Raw genomic sequence first — 20921 nt, 5'->3', positions numbered from 1 at the left:
CGGCCCCTGGGCGAACGGGCTCCGGGGTGGTTATGCCCTTGGCAGACCGGACGGGCCTCCCGGCCACCACCGGCTGATGATGGGACGAAAGCCCGGTGACGGTTCCGGGCCCGTCCCCGGAGGTACGGCCCGATGGCAGTGATCAGCGAGGTACGCCACCCGGCCGATTGGCGGGGCGACCAGACGACCCACGACGACGGATGGCGGCTGACCCTCACCGAGGCGCACCGGGCCGAACTGCGCGCCGCGGTCGACACCGTGGCAGCGGCCGGCGTGCCCCTCGAGGAGATCTCCGCCCAGGTCTTCCCACTACCGACGCTCGGACCCGTGCTGGCGCGGCTGGCCACCGAGGTGACTGACGGTCGCGGCTTCGCCCTGGTCACCGGGGCACCGGTCGGCGGCCTGACCGAGCAGCACTGCGAGATCCTGGCGCTGGGTGTCGCCAGCCACGTCGGCACCGTCGTGCCCCAGGGGCCACAGCGGGTGCCCGTGCTGCACGTACGGGACGAGGGCGCGGACCCGGCCCACCCGACGACCCGCAGCTACCAGCACCGCCAGCGACTCGGCTTCCACGCCGACCCCACCGACGTCGTGGCGCTGCTCTGCGTCCGGCCGGCGCGTTCCGGCGGGCTCAGCACCATCGTCAGCTCGGTGGCCGTACACAACGAGATCGTGCGTACCCGACCGGACCTGGCCGACGTGCTCTACCAGCCGTGGTGGCACGACCGCCGCACCGGCGACGGGCCGGAGAGCTTCCACCAGCACCCGATCTACACACGCGACGACGAGGGCGGGCTGGTCGCCCACTACGGGCCCGACTACATCCGCTCGGCCCAGCGCGGCGCGCACGTGCCGCCGCTGACTCCGGCCCAGGTCGAGGCCATGGCCGCCCTCGACCGGATCACCAACGACCCGCGCTTCACGCTCACCATGGACCTGCGCCCCGGTGACCTGCAATTCCTCAACAACCGGGTGGTGCTGCACAGCCGCACCGCGTACGAGGACCACCCCGACCCGGCCCTCCGCCGCGACCTGATCCGGCTCTGGCTGGACACCGGCCGGGACGGCAGGATCGCGGTATGACGCGACTGCACTCGTACGACACGGTGGTCACCTGGACCGGGGACCGGGGCACCGGCACCAGCGGCTACCGCGACTACGGTCGGGAACACGAGGTGACCGCCGAGGGTCCGGCGCCCATCGCCGGCAGCGCCGACCCGGCGTTCCGGGGCGATCCGGCCCGGTGGAACCCGGAACAACTGCTGCTCGCCGCGCTCGCGCAATGCCACATGCTGTCGTACCTCGCGCTCTGCGCCCGCCACGGCGTGGTCGTCACCGGGTACGTCGACCACGCGCACGGCACCATGGCGCAGGAGGGCGAGGGTGGTCGCTTCACCTCGGCGGTGCTCCGTCCCACCGTCCGGGTCGCCTCGCCCGCGATGCTGGAGAAGGCCGTCGCCCTGCACCACGACGCCCACGCGAGCTGCTTCATCGCCAGCTCGGTCAACTTCCCGGTCACCCACGAGCCGACCGTCACCGCCGACGACGCACAGCCTGCCCCGCGCGGCTGAACACCGCCCTCGCGTCGCCACGCGCCCCTCCGAGTGTCCACCAGCGGCCCCGGGCGATGGGATCTCGGTCGGCTCGCCGGCGCGGTCTCAGCCGGCTCGTCGGCGGGACCGGGCGGCGGCGCGGGCGTGTGCCCCGGCCAGCAGGGACCGGGTCCGCTCGGCGGTCTCCTCCCCCGGGTTCAGCACCGACGCCCACCCCTGCGTGGCGTACACCGGGTGGGGCACGATCCGGTCCAGGGCGGCGTAGTCGTACTCGGTGTGGTGTTCGCCGTGCGCGGCCGGCGGGTGGCCGAACAGCTCCGCGAAGACCTCGCGGCCGACCGCGACGTTGACCCGGAACACGCCGTCGCGGTCCAGGTCGGAGGCCGTGTCGAAGCCCGGGTAGTCCGTGACGACGATGGTCGCGAACGGGAACTTGCGATCGGCGGGCAGGTCGCCCTCCGGATCGTGGTAGATGAACCGGTCACCCCAGGCCACCTCCGGGGCACCGTTGTCCGGCCCGGCGGTGAACACCGTTACTCCCGGCATACTGCTGACGAACCGTACGACGTCCTCTTCGGTCACCGGCTCAGTATCCCCACCCGCGCGGACCCCGCCGGCCCCCCGGTCCCGGCCGACGCTGGTCCCGGCGGGTCTTGGTCCCGGCCGACGCCGTCGGGTCACGCCGTCGCCACCGCTGGCGGTCGCCGAGCCCAGAAGAGGGTGTGCCCACCGGTGCCTTCCGGGACGAACTCCTCGGTGGTGACCATCAGCCCCGCCCGATCCAACCAGGACCGGTAGGTGGCGGCGTCGGCATGGCTCCACCACATGGCGGCGGGGCCGCCGAGCCAGTTGTCCTCCGCACCGGTCCAGGCGTCCTTGCCGACAGTGGTCAGCAGCCAGCCGCCAGGGCGCAGCCAGGTGGCGATCCGGTCGATGAGACCCGGCTGGTCGGCCAGCGGCATGTGGATGAGGGCATAGAGGCAGACCACGGCGTCGAACGACGCCGCCGGAAGGTCGAGCCGGGTGGCGTCGGCGCGGAGGAAGGTGCCGGTGGGCACCAGGCGGCGAGCCCGCTCCACCTGCACGTCGCTGATGTCGACGCCGGTGACGTGGTGCCCGGCCTCGGCGAGGGAGCGCGCCACCGGCACTCCGCAACCGCAGCCGAGATCGAGGACCGCCGCCGGGGTCGGCAGGCGCCGTCGCAGGTCGGCGAGCCAGGGCGCGTACTGTCCGTCGTCCGCGTCGTCGCTGCGGTAGTGGTAGGAGAGCGCGTCGTACCCTCGTCGCACCTGGTCGCGTTCGTCGTCGCCGCTCATGCTGGAGCTCTCCCCGTCCGGTTGCCGATCTCGAAGGGGTGCCGCACGGTCCGTCGCCTCACCTTGTCGAGGGCAGTGACCTGCATGCGCAGGATGCGGGCGTCCCCGGTCAGCAGGACGGAAACAGCCAACCCCAGGATGAACCGCGCCTCGTCTGGATCCGGACAGCACTCCTGAACCCCGCAGCGTTCGGCAGGGTCCCACATCGCGCTTTCGGGATGGTGGACGAGCCACGACCAGTCCCGCAAGGCGTCAGACACCGCCTGGTCCCACAGCCGGGAACGTTCGAGCTGCTCGATCGCCCGCATACCCCGTCGGGACAGCCCCGGGATGCGGGGACTCGTTGGCGGAACTCCCAGTGCGGCCACGTTCAGCGGCCGCTGACGGACATATTCGGTACGAAGTTGCGCGGGCCGTCTACGCGGCATGCGCCTTTCGTGGCTTCGACATGCCACCACGGTTCCACGTCGGGCATCCGGCTCGCAATCCGGATTGCCGGCGGCTCAGGAAGCCGGCAGCATCCGCACCGTGGATGTCGTCGCCCAGTGGGTCCGCGCCGTCTGGACCAAGCAGTCACGCGGAGGTCGGCCGGCCACCCGCCGCAACGCCCTGCCGGTGGCCTTTCGCCTACCCGAGCGGGGCGCGCTCCTCACCCACGAGGTCACGATGGACGAGAACGACGACTTCCGGCCACACGCCAGTGTGCGCACCGAGTTGCCGGCCAGGGACGCTGTCCGCCTCGATCTCGCCGACGGGCTCCTCCGCGTCGAACTGATCCCCTCCACCTGGGGATGCCCCGCCGCCACCGCCGTCCGCCTGCCGTACGACTCGCCCCGGGCCGGTGGCTACGCTGGCAGGTCAACTACCGCTTCAGCAGCTTCTGCGGCGGCGACTGGTTCTACCGCCTGGACACACTCAACATCGCCCACGGCCCCGCCCCCGTCGACCTCTTCCTCACCGAACCGCACCGAGTCGTCGACGAACGCGCACACCTGAGGTGAAGCCCATGGAGCGACACGAAAGCCGGCGGCCCTGGTCAACTGTCCAGCTCTTCCGCGCTCGTCCGGACGAGTTCCACCACGGCGCGCTGGGTCTGCGTCATCCACGCGTACGTCGCGTCCACCGCGTACAGGTAGAGACCGACAGCGCCCAGCGCTGCAGATCGTCGATCAGACCGTAGGACCCGCGCGAGAGCCTCGTACCACCTGGGGTCGCCAGCGGTGCCGTGCCACAGGTCGTTCTCGCTGGCGAATAGCTCGTGATGAGCGGCGGCCATGATCGGCGTCAACTGAACCGCGATCAACTGCGCCTGGACAACCGCCGCGACATCTCTCCGGTCCCGGATCGCCGCCAGTAGCTTCAGTGCCTCCTCGGCGAAGTCGGTGACGGTCTTGGCCGTCCACTGCTCGAGCTTCCCCTGCACCAGCGGCCAGTCCCATGCCTGCGCCTGGGCCTGCACAGCGGCGACGACGCCATCCGGGTCGTACAGAATCCGTGCGCCACGCCAGGAGGGCACCGCCTGGACGCAAACCGCAGGGTCGAGGAGGTCCTTCTGTGCCTGGGCCACCGACCTACCCTGCAACGCCATCAGGCGGGAGTTCCACACCGTCAGCTCGTACTCGGGCAGATCGTTGCCGAGGCCGATGACGTCGAGATCGGAGAGTGGGTGCGCCTCGCCCCGGGCAAAGCTGCCCACCATCACGACGGCCTCGACATCGGGCCAGACCCTCCGGACGGCACTGACGACTTCGTCTGCGTTCGGTGACACCTGCCCGGCCATGGAAGCACCCACATACCGAAAGTAGTGCGTCGCTCAAGGGCCAACGCTCAGGGACCGTCACTGCATGGCGGTGGCGGGCGGATGGTCAAAGGAGGCCGGACAGCGGAAAACGTACAGAGCGTAGCTCCGGCCGATCGACACGTGGGTGGGATTACGCGTCGCCTTCGCCGGCTCCTCCAACAGCCGCATGGGAGTCGACCGTGTCGTCTTCGCTGAGTTCTATGAAGGCCAAGCACTCCAGCAACGCGTCGAGGACTGCATCCAGCATCGGCTCAACCTAGGGCATCGAACCAGCCCGGCCTGGCGGCCGGTCTCGCCCGGCGCGCCTGGCGGATTAGAGCCGATCGAGCGCGCGGCCGAGAAAAGTGTCGCGGCGCTCGTTCAAAGTGCTGGCGGTGAGGTCCCGTCTGCCCTGGTCGTGGATGGCGGGGACGAACACGGCCAGGTCCCCTGGCATGTTGAGCGCGGCAGTCGCGTCCCAGAAGGCAAGGTCCGGCGCCAGTTTCCCCGTCGTACGTTCCCACCCAGCCAACACCGCTTCCGCTGCTTCGCAGCCGAACATGAGGGCCGCGTCCAGGCGCAGCGAGGACAGGTCGATGCCGTGGTGGCCGACACCGGCCATGTCCCAGTCGACGATGCCAGCGAGCGTGTCACCATCCCACAACATGTTGCCCTGCCAGAGGTCACCGTGCACGAACACCAACCTGCCGGTCGGCACCGGAAGTCGGCTGAGGCGTGCGTCGGCGGTTTGCAGCAAGGACGTCGTGTGGTCGGTGCCGAGCCGGCGCTGCCGGATGAAGTCGCTGGCCGGGATCGGGCGAGTTCGTATCGGCAGGTCCGGCGAAGGCGCGACGGCGACGGCGTAGAGCGCGGCGGCTGCAGCACCTAGAGCGCGGAGCCGTGCCGGTGTCGGCTCGACCGGAATCGTGCTGTGTCCGGGCACGACGGTCTCGAGCACGATCCGGGTGCTGGTACTGGTGCTGGTCTCGCTGGTCCTGGTGTCGAGCCCGAGGATCACCGGTGCCGGGATGTGGTGCTTCTCGGCCACGCGCAGCGCCGCGACTTCGCTGGCGAAGCCGGCCACATTATTCGGGTCAGCTACCTTGAGGACCGCTTCGCTCGTGCGCCCGTCGTGCTGGATCCACAGCAACCACGGGTTGCCGCCCTCGCGTAGCCCATTGATCACGACCGCTGTCGCGCTCTCGGCCACCTGCCGAGCCGCCCAGGCGAGCATGGCGCCAGTAGGCTCCAGCTGCTTCATGGTCGCAGCCTATGTGCGGCCCCCTGATCCTGCTGCTGCCGCTGGGGACGTGGACGACGCCCTAGAAGGAAGCTGCCCAACTCAACCGCGCCGGCCAGCGGAGGCAGGGCCTGCCCTGCCGCGCCGCTCACCACGTCGGCCAGCGGTCCGCCGAGGGCAAGGCTGGCCGGCAAGCGCAGCGAGTCGTACGCCCAGGTCAAAGCGGCTCCGGCTGGGGCCTCAGACTCCGGGATGGCTGGGGACCGTCGGCATCTTGCGGTCCGGGGATGGCAGCCGGAGCATCGTGCGGCGCGTCGCTGAGGCAAGGCCACACCACATCCCATAGATGAATCCTGATGCATTTGGTCCAAGACCAGGCCGGCGCCAGGCCGTCAAATGTCGGTCAGAGTCGACCAACAACGGCCATCGACGTCCGATCATACAACCAGCTCAGAGCCTTGATCGGGGCTCTGAGCTGGTGGGCGACGGACGAGTCGACCTGCACGCCGGATTATGAAGGTGAATCCTGCCCTGAGCAGGCGTTTCGTTCGCCAGGTACCTGCTCAGGGCATCGCCAGGGCGTCAGAGAGAATCAGGCCGCCCTCAGGCCGTCGGAGGTCGAACCTTGGCGGGGTCAACGTCCCACCGCAGAACGGTTCCGGACGAGTCGTCACTGGTAACCGTCGCCGGGTAGACGTAACCCGCCGCCCGCTCTCCCCGGTGCCGCATCGAATGGTCACCCTCGCCCCAGCCGATGCCGAGGACTGGGCAGCCGGCAACCTCGACCGGGCCGACGTGCAGCGGATGGTTCCTGGCGGACCGACGGAAGTTGTCGTAGTCGGTATGCGGCTCCACGGATAGGCCGACCCACGAGTCGAGCGCAACGGCGTCGCCCAGGACCATGCCGCACCGGTCGGCCGGAAGGTCACCGAGCAACCGGCCGGCGCCCTCTCCGCCCAGACGAACCTCAAGCATCGTGATGGCGGCCTCGCCGAAGAACGGAGAAGGCTGGACGGCCGCCAGCACGGGAAGTGGACGGTCGGCGTCGACAGGTACGGCGACCGCCTCGAAAAGCCATTCCTGGATATGGCCCCCACCTGTGGCAGCGACCGCCGCCGCACGATCGGACAGCCGCTCGCCAATGCTCGGCCAGATGTAGTCGAGGTGCCCGACCGTCGCGAGGACCAAGACACCAGATGGGGCAATGACCGCACCCAACTCAACGAAGTCCACCCGGCCGAGTCTGGCCCTCAGGTACAGCGCTGTCACGGGCGTGATCCCAGGCCCCCGGTGGCAGGCCCAAACAGGCTGTCGAGGGCGTTGCGGGTGCGTTCCTCGCTGGCCGGCATCAGGTGCGTGTAGACCCGGAGCGTGAAGCCGGGGTCGGCATGGCCGAGGTACGAGGCGAGGGCCTTAATGAGCGGATGCGGGCGTGGATCAACAAGCACAGCGGGCTGGCCCGGCTAATCCTCCCACCTGAACAGCTCAGGATGCTTAGCCGCCTCGGCCTGGAGGCGGGAAGGTCTGCCACGTGGAAAGTTACGAGGCCACAACTGACACAGGCCAAAGCGCGGACTGACGTCACGTCTCGAGTGCCCCATCCCCGCCGTGATGGCCGGCACAACCGGATGCTCTGCTGGTCTATGTCGGTACGCACGCCCGTAGCCACACGCGTGCCACCACATGTAGGGCAGGGCGAAGTCGGCGTTGGCAGAATCTCGGCCATGGCGGTATGTCTACCAGCCAGAGACAATTGCTGCCCCATCCGTCACACACGCGCGATGCGCGCGTCCCTATCGCGGACCGTGAGGGACCTCCGCGACGCGCCTTGAGGATCATGTCGGGCATCAGGCGGGACGTGCGTGTCAAGCATCTCCCGTGACGGGAAAGAGCAGTTGCCGAGCTGATTGCCGAATTGGCCTCTATGGGATCAAGGCGGCCCGCAAGCGGACCGCGCCGGCCCGGTCCCGGCCTGCTGGCGACCTTCGGCCGGCATCGGCCGGGCCGGCCGGCCACGCTTGAGGACGACCAGGACTCGAAGACCTCGGGGCTCCGCCCCGAACCCCGGCCCTCCTCAGAGATCCGCCTTCAACCGCTCGGCCACCACCACCTACTTTGCTGCCCCAGGCAGGTACCACAACCCGAGCCGTTGACTGTCGCGCAGCCAGCGGACCCGAGATACCTCATCGGGTCGAGGCGGCCAATCACGGTAGGGCAGGAAGGCTACCCGCCAAGCGATCACCACGAAGATGTAGAGGCCGAACCCGCCGGCGAGCCACCACAGCGCGTCGCGGCGACGGTAGGAAGCACGCGGCGCAAGCCAGGCAGTGGCCGCCATCGGAACTGCGATCCCGCCGAGATCTGCGAGCGGGCCACTGCCCATCGCGCCTTCGATCAGCTCACGGATGATGATGGATGGCACCACCACGCCGAACACCAGCAGCGCGGTGATGAACGTACGGGGCGCTCGCCTGAGTGGTGGGCGCGAGCTGAGCGGATCTTCGGGCATGGCCCGCAGGATACGAGCCAGCAGCAATCGCCGACGCAGGGCGGTCGTGACCTCTAAAGCCCGGGCTGATCCGGGCCATCCACGGGCCAGTACTCGGGAAACGCAGCGGTCACGAGCGGGCACCAGGGGCACAAGCTTCCACCGCCAGCCGCAGGCGTTTCGGGCATCACGACCGGTTGAGCACGCTCTTCCAAACTGACGCTCCACGTTCAAGATCAGGGCGTCTCCAGGGCGTCAGGGCGTTCCCAGGGCGTCAAATGCCGACCGAAGTTGACCAAGAACGACCATCGACGCCCGGACATAGAACCAGCTCAGAGCCCCGATCAGGTCTCTGAGCTGGTGGGCGACGGACGAGTCGACCTGTACGCCGGATTCTGTGCGCGACGCGTACCCCGTCACCGGGGTCCGCATCGGCGGCGGCCATCCATCTCGGCCTACCGTCGCCGGCAGGCTCCTGCGGCCTACCCGCAGACATCGGGCGGGCCGCCCTCGAACGTCTGCGCAGGCCACCGTCCTCGCGGTTGGCGGCCCTCTTGGCCTTGCTCCGGGTGGGGTTTACCGAGCCATCCCGGTCACCCGGGATGCTGGTGGGCTCTTACCCCACCGTTTCACCCTTACCGCGCCACCTGGGCGCGGCGGTCTGTTTTCTGTGGCACTGTCCCGCGGGTCACCCCGGGTTGCCGTTAACAACCACCCTGCCCTGTGGAGTCCGGACGTTCCTCGGCGGCGGGCACCTGGCCCGCCGACGCGACCGCCCGGTCGACTCGTCCGTCGCGTTCCTCATCCTAACGACGCGACGGCGGCGGTTATTGCCGGCCCGCTCACGTCCCAGCCAAGCATGAAACGGCGGACAGCGAGCCGCACGGACGACAGCGAAGCGGGGGTTCCGAGACGGCTCTTCCCGTTTGCCGGGAGCGGAAGCCTGGCCCTGGTGCGTTCCGGCGGGTGCCTGGGTAGCCTCGGGTCGCCATGGATGTCTCGGATGCCGCGCTGCTGCTGGTCGCCGGTCTCGCCGCGGGTACGGTCAACGCGGTGGCCGGTGGCGGTTCACTGATCACGTTTCCGGCGTTGCTCGCGGTGGGCCTGCCGCCGGTGCCGGCGAACGTGAGCAACTCGGTGGCTGTCTGCCCCGGCTACCTGGCAAGCGTGGCGGGGAGCTGGCGGGACCTGCCGTCCCGGCGTACGGTGCTGTCCCTGCTGCCGACGGCCGTGCTCGGCGCGGTCGCCGGCACCTGGCTGCTGTTGAACACCCCGGCCCGCGCGTTCGAGCTGGTCGTACCGTTTCTGGTGCTCGGCGCGACGGCGGTACTGGCGTTCCAGGATCCGCTGCGCCGGCTGGTCGGCCATCCGCGCGACCTGGGCGCGCGCCGCCGGTTGGGCACGCTCCAGGCGATGGTCCTGGTCGGCGCGGTGTACGGGGGTTACTTCGGTGCGGCGCTCGGGGTGATGCTGGTCGCCGGCCTGGCCCTGGTGCTGGACGAGGCCCTGGCCCGGGTGTCGGCGTTGAAGAACCTGATCTCGGCTGTGGTCGGGCTGACCACGGTGGTGATCTTCGCGGCGTTCGGGCCGCTGAACTGGGCGGCCGTGGCGGTGGTCGCTCCGGCGACGCTGGTCGGCGGGTACGCGGGCGCGCGGCTGGTCCGCCGGCTTCCCCCGGTGGTGCTGAAGTCCCTGATCGTGGTCTTCGGTACGGTGATCGGCCTTTTCCTGCTGTACCGCGCACTGCGTTGACCGCCCCCGCGACGGCGGTTCGCACCCCCGCCGACCAGCACCGGGGCCGGCGGGGGCCGCTCGGGTGAGGGCCCCCGCCGGTGTGCCTCAGGCCACGGGTTCGCGGGCGGGGTCGGCGTCCGCCTCGGGGCCGGGGGTGACCCGGGGGTCGCCCTCGTCGGCGAAGTAGTCGTCGGGCGTGGTGCCGTCGGCGCCCTCGGGCACCCGGGCGGCCCGCAGACCCAGGGTGACGATCGCCGCGACGGCCAGGTTGACCAGCACTGCCACGATGCCGACGTAGATCGTCTTCTTCGTGTCGAAGCCGAACTCGGCCAGCGGGAAGGCCGAGCCGCCGAAGTGCTTGCGGCCGGTGGCCGCGTTGGGGATCTGGTAGAGCATCCACATGCCCAGGCCCATGCCGGCGGCCCAGCCGGCGATCAGCGCGCCCCGGTGGAACCAGCGGGTGTAGAGGCCGAGCGCCACGGCCGGCAACGTCTGGAGGATGATCACGCCGCCGATGAGTTGCAGGTCGATGGAGAACTGCGGGTCGAGGAAGACGATGCAGGCGACCGCGCCGACCTTCACCAGCAGTGACGTAATCTTGGAGACGTTCGCCTCCTGGGCAGGGCTGGCGTCCCGCTTCAGGTACTCCTTGTAGATGTTGCGGGTGAACAGGTTCGCCGCCGCGATCGACATGATCGCCGCCGGTACCAGGGCGCCGATGCCGATGGCCGCGTACGCCACGCCGGCGAACCAGTCGGGGAACTGCTGGTCGAACAGGACCGGGACGACGGTGTTGCTGTCGACCGTGCCCTCCTCCGCGCCGGGCAGGGGCTTCACCTGGGCCGCGATGGCCATGTAGCCGAGCAGCGCGATCAGCCCGAGCAGCAGGGTGTACGCGGGCAGCGCGGACATGTTCCGCTTGATCACGTCGCGGTTCCGGCTGGCCAGCACGCCGGTGAGGCTGTGCGGGTAGAGGAACAGGGCCAGCGCCGAGCCGAGCGCCAGGGTGACGTACTGGAGCTGGTTGTTGGCGTTGAGCACGATGCCGTCGTTCGGGTTCTCCGAGGCGGTGAACTTGGCGTCGGCGGCGTCGAAGATCTCGCCCCAGCCGCCCAGCTTGTACGGCAGGTAGAGCACCGTCACCAGGATGACGATGTAGATGAGGCTGTCCTTGACGAACGCGATCAGCGCCGGTGCGCGCAGCCCGGACTGGTAGGTGTAGGCGGCCAGGATGGCGAACGCCACGATGATCGGCAGGTGCCGGGCGAAGGCGCTCTCGCCGGTCACGCCCATCGTCTTGAGCACCGCCTCGATGCCGACGAGTTGCAGCGCGATGTACGGCATGGTGGCGACGATCCCGGTGATCGCGACGAGCAGGGCGAGCACCGGTGAGTCGAACCGCCGCCGGACGAAGTCGGCCGGGGTGACGAAGCCGTGCCGGTGCGACACCGACCAGAGCCGGACCAGCACCAGGAAGACGATCGGGTAGACGACGATGGTGTACGGCACCGCGAAGAACCCGGCCGCGCCGGCTCCGAAGACCAGCGCCGGCACCGCGACGAAGGTGTACGCGGTGTAGAGGTCACCGCCGACCAGGAACCAGGTGATCCAGCCGCCGAAGCTGCGGCCGCCGAGCCCCCATTCGTCCAGGTGGGCCATGTCCTTCGGGGCACGCCATCGGGCGGCGACGAAGCCCATCGCGCTGACCAGCAGGAACAGCACCGTGAAGATGACGATCTCGGTGAGATGGTCGCGCCACATCACTGCATCACCTTCGTTCGCGACTGCGGGGCTCGCAGGCCCGGCTCACTCCTCGCGCTCACCGCAATCACCTTCGTCTGCGACTGCGGGGCTCGCAGGCCCGGCTCACTCCTCGCGCTCACCGCAATCACCTTCGTCTGCGACTGCGGGGCTCGCAGGCCCGATTCACTCCTCGCGCTCACCGTCCACCCCGCTTCTTGGTCATCCGGTAGACCAGGGTCGTGGTGGCGACGCCGAGCAGGATGTACGCCAGTTGAAGCCAGTAGAAGCGCGGGAAGCCGAGGATCCGGGGCGCGTCACTGTTGTAGAGCGCCGGGATCAGCGGCACCACGATCGGGACGAAGAGCAGCCAGTTCCACGGGCTGTGATCCTTCGCCCGGGAACGTGTCGTGGTGGGCGGCTCCGGTTCGGTCGCGGCCATCAGGCCACCTCCGGAAGGTCGTGGGGCACGGGGACGGCCCGGAGGTTAGCGATGTTGTGACCGCCGTCACCCGTCACAGCGGGTCACTGCGCTCAGCGGCGCATGGGCTGCGCCGAGCGGCACTTCACCGCACAATCCGCAGATCGGACCCCCACCTAGGTCAGCGCGCACCGCCCAGCGCGTCGGGTGGTTGCAGGGGTCCCCTGCTCGGCAAAAAGTGGTAACAGGGGACCCCTGCTACCACCTCACCCCACCCCGGCAGTCAGCTCAGTCGAGGTGGGCGGTGTCGTTGACGGAGCGGACGGCCACCCCGCCGTCGGCCCAGACGTCGAGTACCGACACCCCGGCCGGGTCGAGGTAGAGCCGGTGCAGGAAGGCGTCCCCGGCGGCCAGCGCGTCCCGCAGCAGGATCTTGATCGGGGAGACGTGCGAGACCACCACCACGGTCTCCCCCGGGTACGCGTCGAGCAGCCCGCGCAGCGCCCGGCGTACCCGGACGGTCACGTCGGTGAACGACTCCCCGTCGGGCGGGGCCACCGCCGGGGAGGCGAGCCAGGCGTCCAGTTCACCGGGCCAGTCCTCGCGTACCTCGGCGAAGGTGCGGCCCTCCCAGGCCCCGAAGTCGCACTCGACCAGGTCGTCCTCGGTCCGCAACGGGACCCCGCCGAGCGCGGAGGCGATCGGCCGGGCGGTGGCCGTACAGCGGGACAGGGGTGAGCTGACCACGGCCGCGACGGCCGGGGCGAGCGCGGCCACCCGGGCGGCGACGGCTCGGGCCTGCTCCCGCCCCTGCTCGGACAGCGGCACGTCGCCCCGGCCGGAGTAGCGGCGCTGCGCGGTCCACTCGGTCTGGCCGTGCCGGACCAGCACCAGTCGGGTCGCCTCGGTGGTGCCCCGGGGCTCCCAGGAGGCCGGCGCGGTCGCCGGGTCGGTGCCGGTGGTGGCCTTCGTGGCGGCGCGGGCGGCGGCCTCCCGGGCGGCGGCGCGGGCCGGTGAGTCCGGGGCGGCCACCTCGCGCGGCGGCTCGGCGATCCGGGGGGCGGCCGCAGCCGGTGACCGGCCGGCTGCGGCGTCCATGGCGGCGTTGGCCAGCGCGTCGGCGTGCCGGTTGCGGTCCCGGGGGATCCAGGTGAAGGTCACCGCCGCGAAGCGGCCGACCAGCTTGGCGGCCTCGGCGGCCAGCGGACGCAACCCCGGGTTCTTGATCTGCCAGCGGCCGGACATCTGCTCGACGACCAGCTTGGAGTCCATCCGCGCCTCGACCCGGGTCGCGCCCAGCTCGGCGGCGGCGGTCAGCCCGGCGATCAGGCCCCGGTACTCGGCGACGTTGTTGGTGGCGGTGCCGAGCGCCTCGGAACGCTCGGCGAGCACCTCGCCGCTGGACGGGTCGCGGACCACCGCGCCGCAGCCGGCCGGGCCCGGGTTGCCCCGGGACCCCCCGTCGGCCTCGACGACCACCCTCGTCAGGGTCACAGGCCGGATTCGTTCGTGCGAACCATGATCCGTCGGCACTCCTCGCAGCGCACCACCTCGTCCGGGGCGGACTTGGCGATCCGGGCCCGGTCGGCGCCGGACAGGTCGAGCCGGCAGCCGCCGCAGCGTCCGCCGCGCAGCAGGGCCGCGCCCAGCCCGGTCGACTCGCGGATCTTGTCGTAGAGGGAGACCAGGTCGGCCGGGAGGTCGGCGGCGAGCGGCTGCCGGGCGGTGCGCTTGAATTCCTCCTCCTTGGCGATCTCGGCAAGGGTCTCGTCGCGTCGCCGCTCGGTCTCCGCGCGCTTCTCGCGCGCCTCGGTCAGCCGCTGTTCGACCCCGTCGAGGACGGCCTGCGCGGTCTCCCGCTGCTCCATCAGCTCCAGCTCGGCGTCCTCCAGGTCGCTCTGCCGACGGTTGAGCGAGGTCAGCTCGTGCTGCAGCGCCTCCAGCTCGCGGGCCGGGCCGGTGCCGGCGGCGAGCCGGTCCTCGTTGCGGCGCTTGCGGGTACGGACCTGGTCGACGTCCTTCTCCAGCCGGGCGATGTCCCGGTCGAGGTCGTCCACCGCCACCTGCGCGCGGACCCGCTGGTCCTCGAGGGTGGACAGCTCGCGGGCCAGGGCCTCCAGCTCGGCGCGCTCGGGCAGGGTGCGCCGACGGTGGGCGAGCTGGGCGAGGGCGGTGTCGATCGTCTGGAGGTCGAGCAGGCGGCGTTGGACTGCCGGTTCAGCCTTCACGGTCGGGGCTCCTTGTCGTCCACGGCGGGGTGTGGGTCGTCCTGGGCGGATGCGGTACGGCCCCGGGTGGTCGCGGTGGCGCCGGGGACGGGGGTGCGGGTCTGTTGCGGGTCGGCCGGCGACGCCGGCCCGGTGGGTGGGGCCGGGCTCGCCGCGTGCACGGTGGGTGGGGCCGGGCTCGCCGCGTGCACCGTCCACGGGTCGGTGTCCAGGTCGGACACGTACGTCTCGACGCCGAGCGTCGCCCGCAGGTGCGCGGCCAGGTCGTCCAGCCAGGGACGTTCGGTGGCCCAGTGCGCGGCGTCCAGCAGGGCCGGGCCGCCCTCGGCGAGGTGCTCGCCGGCCGGGTGGTGCCGCAGGTCGGCGGTGAGGAACGCGTCCACCCCGGCGGCGGTCGCGTCGGCGAGGAAGCCGTCGCCCGCGCCGCCGCTGACCGCGACGGTACGGATCACCCGGGTCGGCTCCCCGGCGGCGCGTACTCCCCACGCGGTCGGTGGCAGCACGTCGGCGGCATGCCGGGTCAGCTCGGCGAGCGTCATCGGGTGGGGCAGTTCCCCGATCCGGCCGATGCCCCGCCCCTCGCCGTGCGCGGGGCTGCCCGGGGCGGGCGGGTGCAGCGGGCGGAGCCGGGTCAAGCCGAGCCGGGCGGCGAGCGCGTCGGAGACCCCCGGGTTCGCCACGTCGGCGTTGGTGTGCGCCACGTAGAGCGCCACGTCGGCGCGGATGAGCTGGTGCACGATGCGGCCCTTGTACGTCGTCGGCGCGACCGAGGAGACCCCGCGCAGCAGCAGCGGGTGGTGCGCGACGATCAGGTCCGCCCCGACGGCGAGCGCCTCGGCGACGGTCTCCGGGACCACGTCGACCACGCAGGCGACCCGGCGTACGGCGGTGCCGGGCTCCCCGAGGACCAGCCCCACCCGGTCCCACTGTTCGGCCCAGGCCGGCGGGTAGCGCCGCTCCAGCAGGGCCACCACGTCGGCGACGGTCGGCGGCGGGGATCCGGTTGTGCTCACGGCGGGCCAGCTTACCGGCGTCGGACCGCTGGAGGCGCGACCCGGCTCGGGACACGTCGCGAGCGGGCCGCGACGGAGCGCACCGGTATCGGATGAGCAGGGGTCCCCTGCTACGCAAAAAGCGGTAACAGGGGACCCCTGCAAACACCCGGGCCACGCAACATCCGGGCCACGCAAGCACCCGGGCCAGCCGGCCCGGGGCACGACGGATCAGGCGTAGTAGTTGACGCTCACCGGCCGGGTGCCGGCCCACGGGACCCAGCCCTGAAGGGCGGCCGAGATGCCCACCCGGGTGTTGCAGTTGATCACCTGGAAGTGCAGGTGCGGCGCGGTGGACGCCCCGGTGCTGCCCGACCAGCCGACGATCCGGCCCTGCGGAACCCAGGTGCCGGCGTTGTAGAGGGCCCGGTTCAGGTGCGCGTAGTGGGTGCACGTGCCGTTCGAGTGTCGGATGATCACCTCGATGCCGTTCTGCCAGTACGGCGACCAGTTCGAGTAGATGATGGTGCCGGCCTGTGAGGCGGAGACCTCGTAGTTCGCCGGGAGACCGAAGTCCCAGGCGTACCGGTTGTAGGCGTCGGTGTGCGAGAACGAGCCACCCGGCCCCTGGGTCACCAGGTACGACTCGCCCGCCGGGTACGGCAGCTCGTAGTAGTAGTTCGCGGCCGAGGCGGGCGTCGCGCCGGTGAGGGTGAGCGCGGCGGCGGTCACCACCGCACCCACCACGGCGAACACTCTGCGTAGCGCCTTCGAGACGTTGTTCACTCTGGACCCACTCCTGTTCAGCCAACAGACATTCAGCACTGTCGCTGACGATCTAAGCAAGCAACCCGAGAATGATCAATGTCAGGTGAGGCAGGAGGGCGGTACGCAGAGTGACGCTCGTCAAGATCTACGGGGTGGGGCAGGGCGAGGTGGACAGGGCCGGCAGGACCAGTTCCCAGGGGAAGGCGTGCAGGTGGCGCTCGCCGGCCCCCGGCGCGTGCAGCGGGTACACGTCATCCCCGAAGAGCACTGTGACCCCCCACTCCCGGAGCCGGTCGAGGGCGGCCCGGAAGGCCGGGTGGACCGCCATCGCGTTGTTGGTGAAGGGCACCGCCACGATCGGCACGCCGAGTCCCTGCGCCTCCACCAGCAGGCCGAGCGCGAGCGTGTCGGTGATCCCGGCCGCCCACTTGTTGACCGTGTTGACGGTGGCCGGGCAGACCACCATCGCGTCCGCCGCCGGCAGCACGTCCGGGTCGCCCGGGTGTTTGTAGCTGGTGCGGACGGGGTGACCGGTCTGCCGGGCCAGGGCCGCCGCGTCGACGAACTTCGCCCCGTCGGGAGTGGTGACCACGCAGACCTCCCAGCCCTCCCGTTGCGCCAGCTCGACCAGGCGGCCGACCCGCGCGGCCAGCGGCGAGCCGCAGACGAGCACGTACAGCACCTGCCGGCGGTCGCTCGCCGGGGGGACGACCGCGGTCAAATTCCGACTCCCATCTGCTCCGCCAGCTCCGCGATCGGCGAAGCCGGCGTACCCCGGGTACGACGCAGGATGTCCGACATCACCTCGTGGGCGATCGGACGGCAGCGGATCTCGGACGGCGCGAGCCGGGCCCCCTTCAGCAGCATCTCCCCCGCGCTGGTCACGTCGCCGATCTGGGCATAGCCCCGGGCGAGGTCGAGCATGTGGTGCGCCCGCCGTTCCGGCAGCAGCGCGTTGAACGCCGGCATCTCGATGCTGAGGTGGGTCTCCACGGCCCGCCCCCCGTCGCCCATCTCGACCGCGGCGGCGGCCCGGTGCAGCTTCAGGTTGGTCGGGCCGAAGCAGGTCCAGTAGTGGTTGTGGTCCCCGCCGAGCCGGTTGGCGGCCTCCTGCGCGCCGTCGAGCAGATCGTCCACGGTGGCCGAGTCGCCGGTACGGGCGGCGGCCATGGCGCCCTGGAGCAGCAGCAACCCGTAGACCGAGAGGCGTTCCGGGCTCTCGTCGTTGCTGCCGCCAGGGGCCAGCCGGTTGGCGATCCGGACGTTCAGCTCCAGCGCGGGGCGGGACCGGCCCATAGCGAGCAGGGCGTTGGCGACCCGGGTGGTGGCGATGCCGGCGAGCAGGTGGTCGCCGGCCCGCTGGGAGACGGCCATCGCCCGGTCGGCGGCGAGCCAGGCCAACTCGCACTCACCCAGCTTGCGCAGCACCGACGAGCTGATCTGGTAGACCTGCCCGAGCAGGTGGGCGGCCTCCCGCCCCTGGTCGTCGTCGCCGTACGCGGCGTCGGCCGCCTGGGCGTCACGCAGCAGCTTCGGCAGCGCCCGGGTCAGCATGCCGTACCGGCCGTACTGGAAGGTGAGCCAGGCGTGATTCACCGCCTTGCGCATGTCGCCGATCAGCGGCGGGCACGGCACCGCGTCGAAGTACGCGCTCAGCGCGTCGTACCGCTCCAGGGCCGCCCGGATCTGGTCGACCTCGACCTGGTCGATGCAGTTCAGCGCGTCGCTACGCCGCTCCGGGTCCTTGCCGACCAGCAGTTGCACGTCGAGTTCGAGGATGTCGGCGATCTCGTAGAGGACGGAGAACTTGTCGAGCCGGCGGACCCCCCGTTCGATCTTGTCGACCCAGCTCTTGGACTTGCCCAACCGGTCGGCGAACACCTGTTGGGACATCTTGCGACGCCCCCGCCAGTAGGCCACCCGCCGCCCGATCGGTAACTCGTCCATCTCGTACTCCTTCCCTGCCCGGCATCTTCCCGGGAGTCCATGGCGGACGACAATGTGGCCGGTCGGTTTGTCCTGGTCGCACAGCCTGTGCGGCAGTCGCCCGATCAGACCTCATATGTTTTCGTGCAAGTTGCATATCGCCTGTCGCAACGAGCACCGGTGACGCCAGTGACGGCGTTCGACGCCCGACGTGACCGGAACGTGACTTGAGAGGAGCAGAGATCATGTGGGGCACCGTCGGACCTCGCGTCGTCCACCTGTCACCGCTGGAACGGGTGCGGCTGCGCCGGATCGCGGTCCGGTACGCGCTGCACGGCTGGGAGGTCACCCCCGGCGCGTGTCTCGCCCGCAGCCGCTTCGTCTGTGGCCGGGCCGGCTGCCCGACCGTGGGTTGTCATCCCGCCCTGGAGAACTGGGACCTCGCCGCCAGCGCCGACCCGGCCCGGGTGGCGACCTGGTGGCGCAGCCGTCCACACGGGGTGCTGCTCCCCACCGGACGCGCCTTCGACGTGCTGGAGGTGCCCTCGTACCTGGGGCAGCACGTGCTCGACGGGATCTCCACCCACCCCGCCGACCGGGCCCGGGGTCCGGTCGCGGTCACCCCCACCGGACGCTGGATGTTCCTGGTCCGCCCCGGCGACCCGCTCCGGCCCGAACTGGACCACTGCTTCCACGTCGTCCGGCACGGGGTCGGGTCGTGGATCCCCGCCCCACCGACCCGGCTGCCGGAGGGGCCAGTGCGCTGGGCCTTCGCCCCGGAACAGGCCCGCTGGCGGCTGCCCGACTCGTACCTGGTGCAGCGGGCGATGGTGGACACGCTGCGGGCCAGCGGCGTCGCCCTGACCGCCGACCTGCTCCCCGGTCAGCTCCCGCTCCCCCGACGCGGCTTCTGACCCCCGCCGGGCGTCCCGGTGGAGATGCCCGCTCACCGCCGCCACGTCCCGCCGGGACGGCGCGTCGTTGTGTCGGGTGGGGGCGCGCCCCGCGCCCCGATCGGGGGGAACGATGTCCATCGACGACCCGGCCCGCCACGCCGAGGGGGCCGACCCACCGCCACACCGGCGCCGCCCGTACCGGCGGATCGCCACCCGACCGGTCGGTTCGCGGCCGGGCCGCCCGCGTCCGCTCGGTGCCCGCCCCGCCGGCAGCCACCGCCCGCCCCGCTGAGTCGTCCGCCGGCCCGCTGAGCCACCCGCCCGCGCCTCCGGCAGCCACCGCCCGCGCCGCGGAGCATCCGCCCGCGCCGGGCGGCAGGGCAGGACGGTCAGCCGGCCGGCAGGCCCGGTGAGCGCAGGCAGCGGCCGGCGTCGGTGACCACCACGTGTTCGTGCCCGGCCAGCCGACCGAGCCAGCCCGTCCCGGCCGTCCCCATCGCGACGGCCGCCGTGGCGTACGCGTCGGCCACGCCGAGATCCGGGCCGACCACGGTCACCGAACGTAGGCCCCTGGCCGGCCCACCGCGTCGTGGGTCGAGCACGTGCTGCCCCCGCTCGTAGGCGCCGGAGGTGGCAACCGCCAGGTCGGTGCCGGTGAGCACCAGGAAAGTGGCAGTACGGTCCCACGGGTGCTGGAGGCCGATCCGCCACGGGCGACCGGCCGGGGACAGCCCACGCACCCGGACGTCCCCGCCGGCGTTGAGACAGTGGTTCGCGGCCCCGGCGGCGAGCAGCCGGTCCGAGGCGACCTGCGCCGCCCAGCCCTTGACGTAGCCGGACGGGTCCAGTCCCCCGGTGGCGTACGCGTCGAACCAGCCGTCCGTCGCGCCCCAGAGGTCCGCGCACCGCTCCAGCACCAGCCGCAGGTCGGGGGACGCCTCGGAGAGCAGCACCTCGCCCCGGTCGAAGCGGCACACCTCGCTGTCGGGCCGGTACGTGCTGAACCGGGCGTCGACCTCCCGCAGCCAGGCGAACACCTCGTCGGCCAGCTCGTCGAGGGTGGCCCGGGGCAGGTCGTCGGCGAGGTCCAGGCTGATCGCCGTACCCATGACCTGCTCGACCCGACGCAGGCCGGGACGCGGCGACGCCACGGCCGAAACGGGGCGGGTGACCGGGCTGGTGGGCGGCGAGGCGACGGCGCGGCCGGACCGGCGCGACCGGCGGTACGCGAGGCCGGCCATCTCAGCGCCGCGCCGCGTCGATGGCGGCCTGCAACGACTGCTGGTACGCGTCGCTGGTCGCGGTGGCCCCGGAGACGGTGTCCAGGTCGGCGTCCTGCCGTCGCACCACCTCCCCGTCGGTGCCGCTGTACCGGTTGTCCACCGAGGAGCTGCGCCGGTCGGACTCGGCGGTCTCCTCCGGCAGTTCCAGGGCGACCACGTCGACGATCCGGTCCCCGACGAGGACGATCCGCACCTGCACGTTTCCGTACTCGTTGCCCACCACCGGACCGGTGACCGTACGCCTCGTCGACGGCGGCGCGGTGGTCCGGCGGGGGGTGGGTGTCGCGCTGGTGGTCCGGCCGCCCGCGTTCCGGGGCGCCCGGGTGGTCGCGGGAGTGGACGGTTCGGTGGTGGTGGGGGGCGCGCTGGTCCGTTCGGGCGCGGCCGGCGCGGAACCGGTGGGCGTGGGACCGGCGGGCGCGGGGACCACCGGCGGACGCTCGGGGGTGGCGACCTCGGCGACTCGGGTGGTCTCCGGCGCTGCCTTGAGCACCACCAGCAGGGTCGTGCCGGCGGCCAGGCCGGTGACCGCGAGGAACGCACGGCGCATGCGGAA

The 20921-nt window shown here is 71.5% G+C and carries 21 protein-coding genes, 1 other RNA gene and 2 pseudogenes; 5 read left to right on the top strand and 19 right to left on the bottom strand.

Annotated elements, in window-relative coordinates:
- Nucleotides 1-132: 132 nt before the first annotated feature.
- Together GA0074692_RS01100 and GA0074692_RS01095 are read left to right on the top strand one after the other, a co-directional pair.
- A complete protein-coding gene (locus GA0074692_RS01100; RefSeq protein ID WP_091638638.1) occupies nt 133-1083 on the top strand; it encodes a TauD/TfdA family dioxygenase in 951 nt (316 codons plus the stop codon).
- A complete protein-coding gene (locus GA0074692_RS01095; protein ID WP_091638637.1) occupies nt 1080-1571 on the top strand; it encodes an OsmC family protein in 492 nt (163 codons plus the stop codon). Before GA0074692_RS01100 ends, GA0074692_RS01095 begins: the two co-directional genes overlap by 4 nt.
- A gap of 87 nt (nt 1572-1658) precedes the next feature.
- Here GA0074692_RS01095 and GA0074692_RS01090 read toward each other — a convergent pair whose 3' ends face one another.
- From GA0074692_RS01090 to GA0074692_RS01080, 3 genes are all read right to left on the bottom strand, one after another.
- Nucleotides 1659-2135 (bottom strand): DUF6194 family protein, encoded by a 477-nt coding sequence (locus GA0074692_RS01090; protein WP_091638636.1) that lies wholly within the window; start codon nt 2133-2135, stop codon nt 1659-1661.
- A 95-nt stretch (nt 2136-2230) separates the two neighbouring features.
- On the bottom strand, nt 2231-2869 hold the full coding sequence (locus tag GA0074692_RS01085) for a class I SAM-dependent methyltransferase (protein WP_091638635.1): 639 nt from the start codon (nt 2867-2869) through the stop codon (nt 2231-2233).
- A complete protein-coding gene (locus GA0074692_RS01080; protein ID WP_091638634.1) occupies nt 2866-3177 on the bottom strand; it encodes a hypothetical protein in 312 nt (103 codons plus the stop codon). The genes GA0074692_RS01085 and GA0074692_RS01080 overlap by 4 nt, the downstream gene beginning before the upstream one ends.
- A gap of 483 nt (nt 3178-3660) precedes the next feature.
- Between GA0074692_RS01080 and GA0074692_RS35195 the strand changes: the two genes are divergently transcribed.
- Nucleotides 3661-3870 (top strand): hypothetical protein, encoded by a 210-nt coding sequence (locus GA0074692_RS35195; protein WP_218106513.1) that lies wholly within the window; start codon nt 3661-3663, stop codon nt 3868-3870.
- A gap of 35 nt (nt 3871-3905) precedes the next feature.
- Here the strand turns inward: GA0074692_RS35195 and GA0074692_RS01070 are convergent, their stop codons facing one another.
- The 6 genes and pseudogenes from GA0074692_RS01070 to rnpB all read right to left on the bottom strand — a co-directional run bounded on the left by GA0074692_RS01070 (nt 3906) and on the right by rnpB (nt 9165).
- On the bottom strand, nt 3906-4649 hold the full coding sequence (locus GA0074692_RS01070; RefSeq protein WP_091638633.1) for a nucleotidyltransferase domain-containing protein: 744 nt from the start codon (nt 4647-4649) through the stop codon (nt 3906-3908).
- A gap of 334 nt (nt 4650-4983) precedes the next feature.
- The gene (locus tag GA0074692_RS01065) at nt 4984-5910 is read right to left on the bottom strand and encodes an aminoglycoside phosphotransferase family protein (RefSeq protein ID WP_091638632.1); all 927 of its coding nucleotides are present in this window, start codon (nt 5908-5910) and stop codon (nt 4984-4986) included.
- A gap of 582 nt (nt 5911-6492) precedes the next feature.
- Nucleotides 6493-7122 carry a hypothetical protein gene (locus GA0074692_RS01060; RefSeq protein ID WP_218106512.1) on the bottom strand — a complete coding sequence of 210 codons (630 nt, stop codon included), beginning with the start codon at nt 7120-7122 and terminating at the stop codon, nt 6493-6495.
- 32 nt (nt 7123-7154) lie between these two features.
- A pseudogene (locus GA0074692_RS37110) lies at nt 7155-7307 on the bottom strand (site-specific integrase); the annotation flags it as partial.
- 692 nt (nt 7308-7999) lie between these two features.
- Nucleotides 8000-8398, bottom strand: a complete 399-nt coding sequence (locus tag GA0074692_RS01050) for a hypothetical protein (RefSeq protein ID WP_141725106.1) — start codon at nt 8396-8398, stop codon at nt 8000-8002.
- A gap of 347 nt (nt 8399-8745) precedes the next feature.
- Nucleotides 8746-9165, bottom strand: an RNA gene (gene rnpB, locus GA0074692_RS01045) — RNase P RNA component class A.
- Between the two features lie 202 nt (nt 9166-9367).
- On the opposite strand from rnpB, the gene GA0074692_RS01040 reads away from it, so the two are divergent.
- Nucleotides 9368-10129 carry a sulfite exporter TauE/SafE family protein gene (locus GA0074692_RS01040; protein ID WP_091638629.1) on the top strand — a complete coding sequence of 254 codons (762 nt, stop codon included), beginning with the start codon at nt 9368-9370 and terminating at the stop codon, nt 10127-10129.
- Nucleotides 10130-10216: 87 nt separating this feature from the next.
- On the opposite strand, the gene mctP is transcribed toward GA0074692_RS01040, so the two are convergent.
- From mctP to GA0074692_RS00995, 8 genes and pseudogenes are all read right to left on the bottom strand, one after another.
- A complete protein-coding gene (gene mctP, locus GA0074692_RS01035) occupies nt 10217-11872 on the bottom strand; it encodes a monocarboxylate uptake permease MctP (protein ID WP_091638628.1) in 1656 nt (551 codons plus the stop codon).
- A gap of 178 nt (nt 11873-12050) precedes the next feature.
- Complete coding sequence (locus tag GA0074692_RS01025) at nt 12051-12293, bottom strand: DUF3311 domain-containing protein (RefSeq protein WP_091638626.1); 243 nt, start codon at nt 12291-12293, stop codon at nt 12051-12053.
- Nucleotides 12294-12560: 267 nt separating this feature from the next.
- On the bottom strand, nt 12561-13766 hold the full coding sequence (locus tag GA0074692_RS01020) for a bifunctional RNase H/acid phosphatase (protein WP_091638625.1): 1206 nt from the start codon (nt 13764-13766) through the stop codon (nt 12561-12563).
- Nucleotides 13763-14500, bottom strand: coding sequence for a zinc ribbon domain-containing protein (locus GA0074692_RS01015; protein ID WP_091638624.1), 738 nt, complete (start codon nt 14498-14500; stop codon nt 13763-13765). Before GA0074692_RS01015 ends, GA0074692_RS01020 begins: the two co-directional genes overlap by 4 nt.
- 170 nt (nt 14501-14670) lie before the next feature.
- Nucleotides 14671-15513 (bottom strand): annotated as a pseudogene (locus GA0074692_RS01010) (Nif3-like dinuclear metal center hexameric protein); the annotation flags it as partial.
- Nucleotides 15514-15723: 210 nt separating this feature from the next.
- Nucleotides 15724-16278: a M23 family metallopeptidase gene (locus GA0074692_RS36380; RefSeq protein WP_091638622.1), complete on the bottom strand. Its 555-nt coding sequence runs from the start codon at nt 16276-16278 to the stop codon at nt 15724-15726.
- A 127-nt stretch (nt 16279-16405) separates the two neighbouring features.
- On the bottom strand, nt 16406-16981 hold the full coding sequence (locus tag GA0074692_RS01000; protein ID WP_091638621.1) for a flavoprotein: 576 nt from the start codon (nt 16979-16981) through the stop codon (nt 16406-16408).
- Nucleotides 16978-18207 carry a helix-turn-helix domain-containing protein gene (locus GA0074692_RS00995; protein ID WP_091638620.1) on the bottom strand — a complete coding sequence of 410 codons (1230 nt, stop codon included), beginning with the start codon at nt 18205-18207 and terminating at the stop codon, nt 16978-16980. The genes GA0074692_RS01000 and GA0074692_RS00995 overlap by 4 nt, the downstream gene beginning before the upstream one ends.
- A 224-nt stretch (nt 18208-18431) precedes the next feature.
- Between GA0074692_RS00995 and GA0074692_RS00990 the strand changes: the two genes are divergently transcribed.
- The gene (locus GA0074692_RS00990) at nt 18432-19100 is read left to right on the top strand and encodes a bifunctional DNA primase/polymerase (protein ID WP_091638619.1); all 669 of its coding nucleotides are present in this window, start codon (nt 18432-18434) and stop codon (nt 19098-19100) included.
- Nucleotides 19101-19471: 371 nt separating this feature from the next.
- Here the strand turns inward: GA0074692_RS00990 and GA0074692_RS00985 are convergent, their stop codons facing one another.
- Nucleotides 19472-20191: an FAD:protein FMN transferase gene (locus tag GA0074692_RS00985; protein ID WP_091652276.1), complete on the bottom strand. Its 720-nt coding sequence runs from the start codon at nt 20189-20191 to the stop codon at nt 19472-19474.
- 133 nt (nt 20192-20324) lie between these two features.
- Complete coding sequence (locus GA0074692_RS00980; RefSeq protein ID WP_091638618.1) at nt 20325-20915, bottom strand: FMN-binding protein; 591 nt, start codon at nt 20913-20915, stop codon at nt 20325-20327.
- Nucleotides 20916-20921 lie beyond the last annotated feature (6 nt).

Source organism: Micromonospora pallida (assembly GCF_900090325.1).
GTDB classification, from domain to species: domain Bacteria; phylum Actinomycetota; class Actinomycetes; order Mycobacteriales; family Micromonosporaceae; genus Micromonospora; species Micromonospora pallida.
This window is presented reverse-complemented; position numbering and strand designations above follow the sequence as displayed.

Bases quoted from the DNA above. Each gene is read 5' to 3' on its own strand.
- GA0074692_RS01100 (WP_091638638.1), top strand. From the start codon at position 133: ATGGCAGTGATCAGCGAGGTACGCCACCCGGCCGATTGGCGGGGCGAC.
- GA0074692_RS01095 (WP_091638637.1), top strand. From the start codon at position 1,080: ATGACGCGACTGCACTCGTACGACACGGTGGTCACCTGGACCGGGGAC.
- GA0074692_RS01085 (WP_091638635.1), bottom strand. From the start codon at position 2,869: ATGAGCGGCGACGACGAACGCGACCAGGTGCGACGAGGGTACGACGCG.
- GA0074692_RS01080 (WP_091638634.1), bottom strand. From the start codon at position 3,177: ATGCGGGCGATCGAGCAGCTCGAACGTTCCCGGCTGTGGGACCAGGCG.
- GA0074692_RS35195 (WP_218106513.1), top strand. From the start codon at position 3,661: ATGCCCCGCCGCCACCGCCGTCCGCCTGCCGTACGACTCGCCCCGGGC.
- GA0074692_RS01070 (WP_091638633.1), bottom strand. From the start codon at position 4,649: ATGGCCGGGCAGGTGTCACCGAACGCAGACGAAGTCGTCAGTGCCGTC.
- GA0074692_RS01065 (WP_091638632.1), bottom strand. From the start codon at position 5,910: ATGAAGCAGCTGGAGCCTACTGGCGCCATGCTCGCCTGGGCGGCTCGG.
- GA0074692_RS01050 (WP_141725106.1), bottom strand. From the start codon at position 8,398: ATGCCCGAAGATCCGCTCAGCTCGCGCCCACCACTCAGGCGAGCGCCC.
- GA0074692_RS01040 (WP_091638629.1), top strand. From the start codon at position 9,368: ATGGATGTCTCGGATGCCGCGCTGCTGCTGGTCGCCGGTCTCGCCGCG.
- mctP (WP_091638628.1), bottom strand. From the start codon at position 11,872: ATGTGGCGCGACCATCTCACCGAGATCGTCATCTTCACGGTGCTGTTC.
- GA0074692_RS01025 (WP_091638626.1), bottom strand. From the start codon at position 12,293: ATGGCCGCGACCGAACCGGAGCCGCCCACCACGACACGTTCCCGGGCG.
- GA0074692_RS00995 (WP_091638620.1), bottom strand. From the start codon at position 18,207: ATGGACGAGTTACCGATCGGGCGGCGGGTGGCCTACTGGCGGGGGCGT.
- GA0074692_RS00990 (WP_091638619.1), top strand. From the start codon at position 18,432: ATGTGGGGCACCGTCGGACCTCGCGTCGTCCACCTGTCACCGCTGGAA.
- GA0074692_RS00985 (WP_091652276.1), bottom strand. From the start codon at position 20,191: ATGGGTACGGCGATCAGCCTGGACCTCGCCGACGACCTGCCCCGGGCC.
- GA0074692_RS00980 (WP_091638618.1), bottom strand. From the start codon at position 20,915: ATGCGCCGTGCGTTCCTCGCGGTCACCGGCCTGGCCGCCGGCACGACC.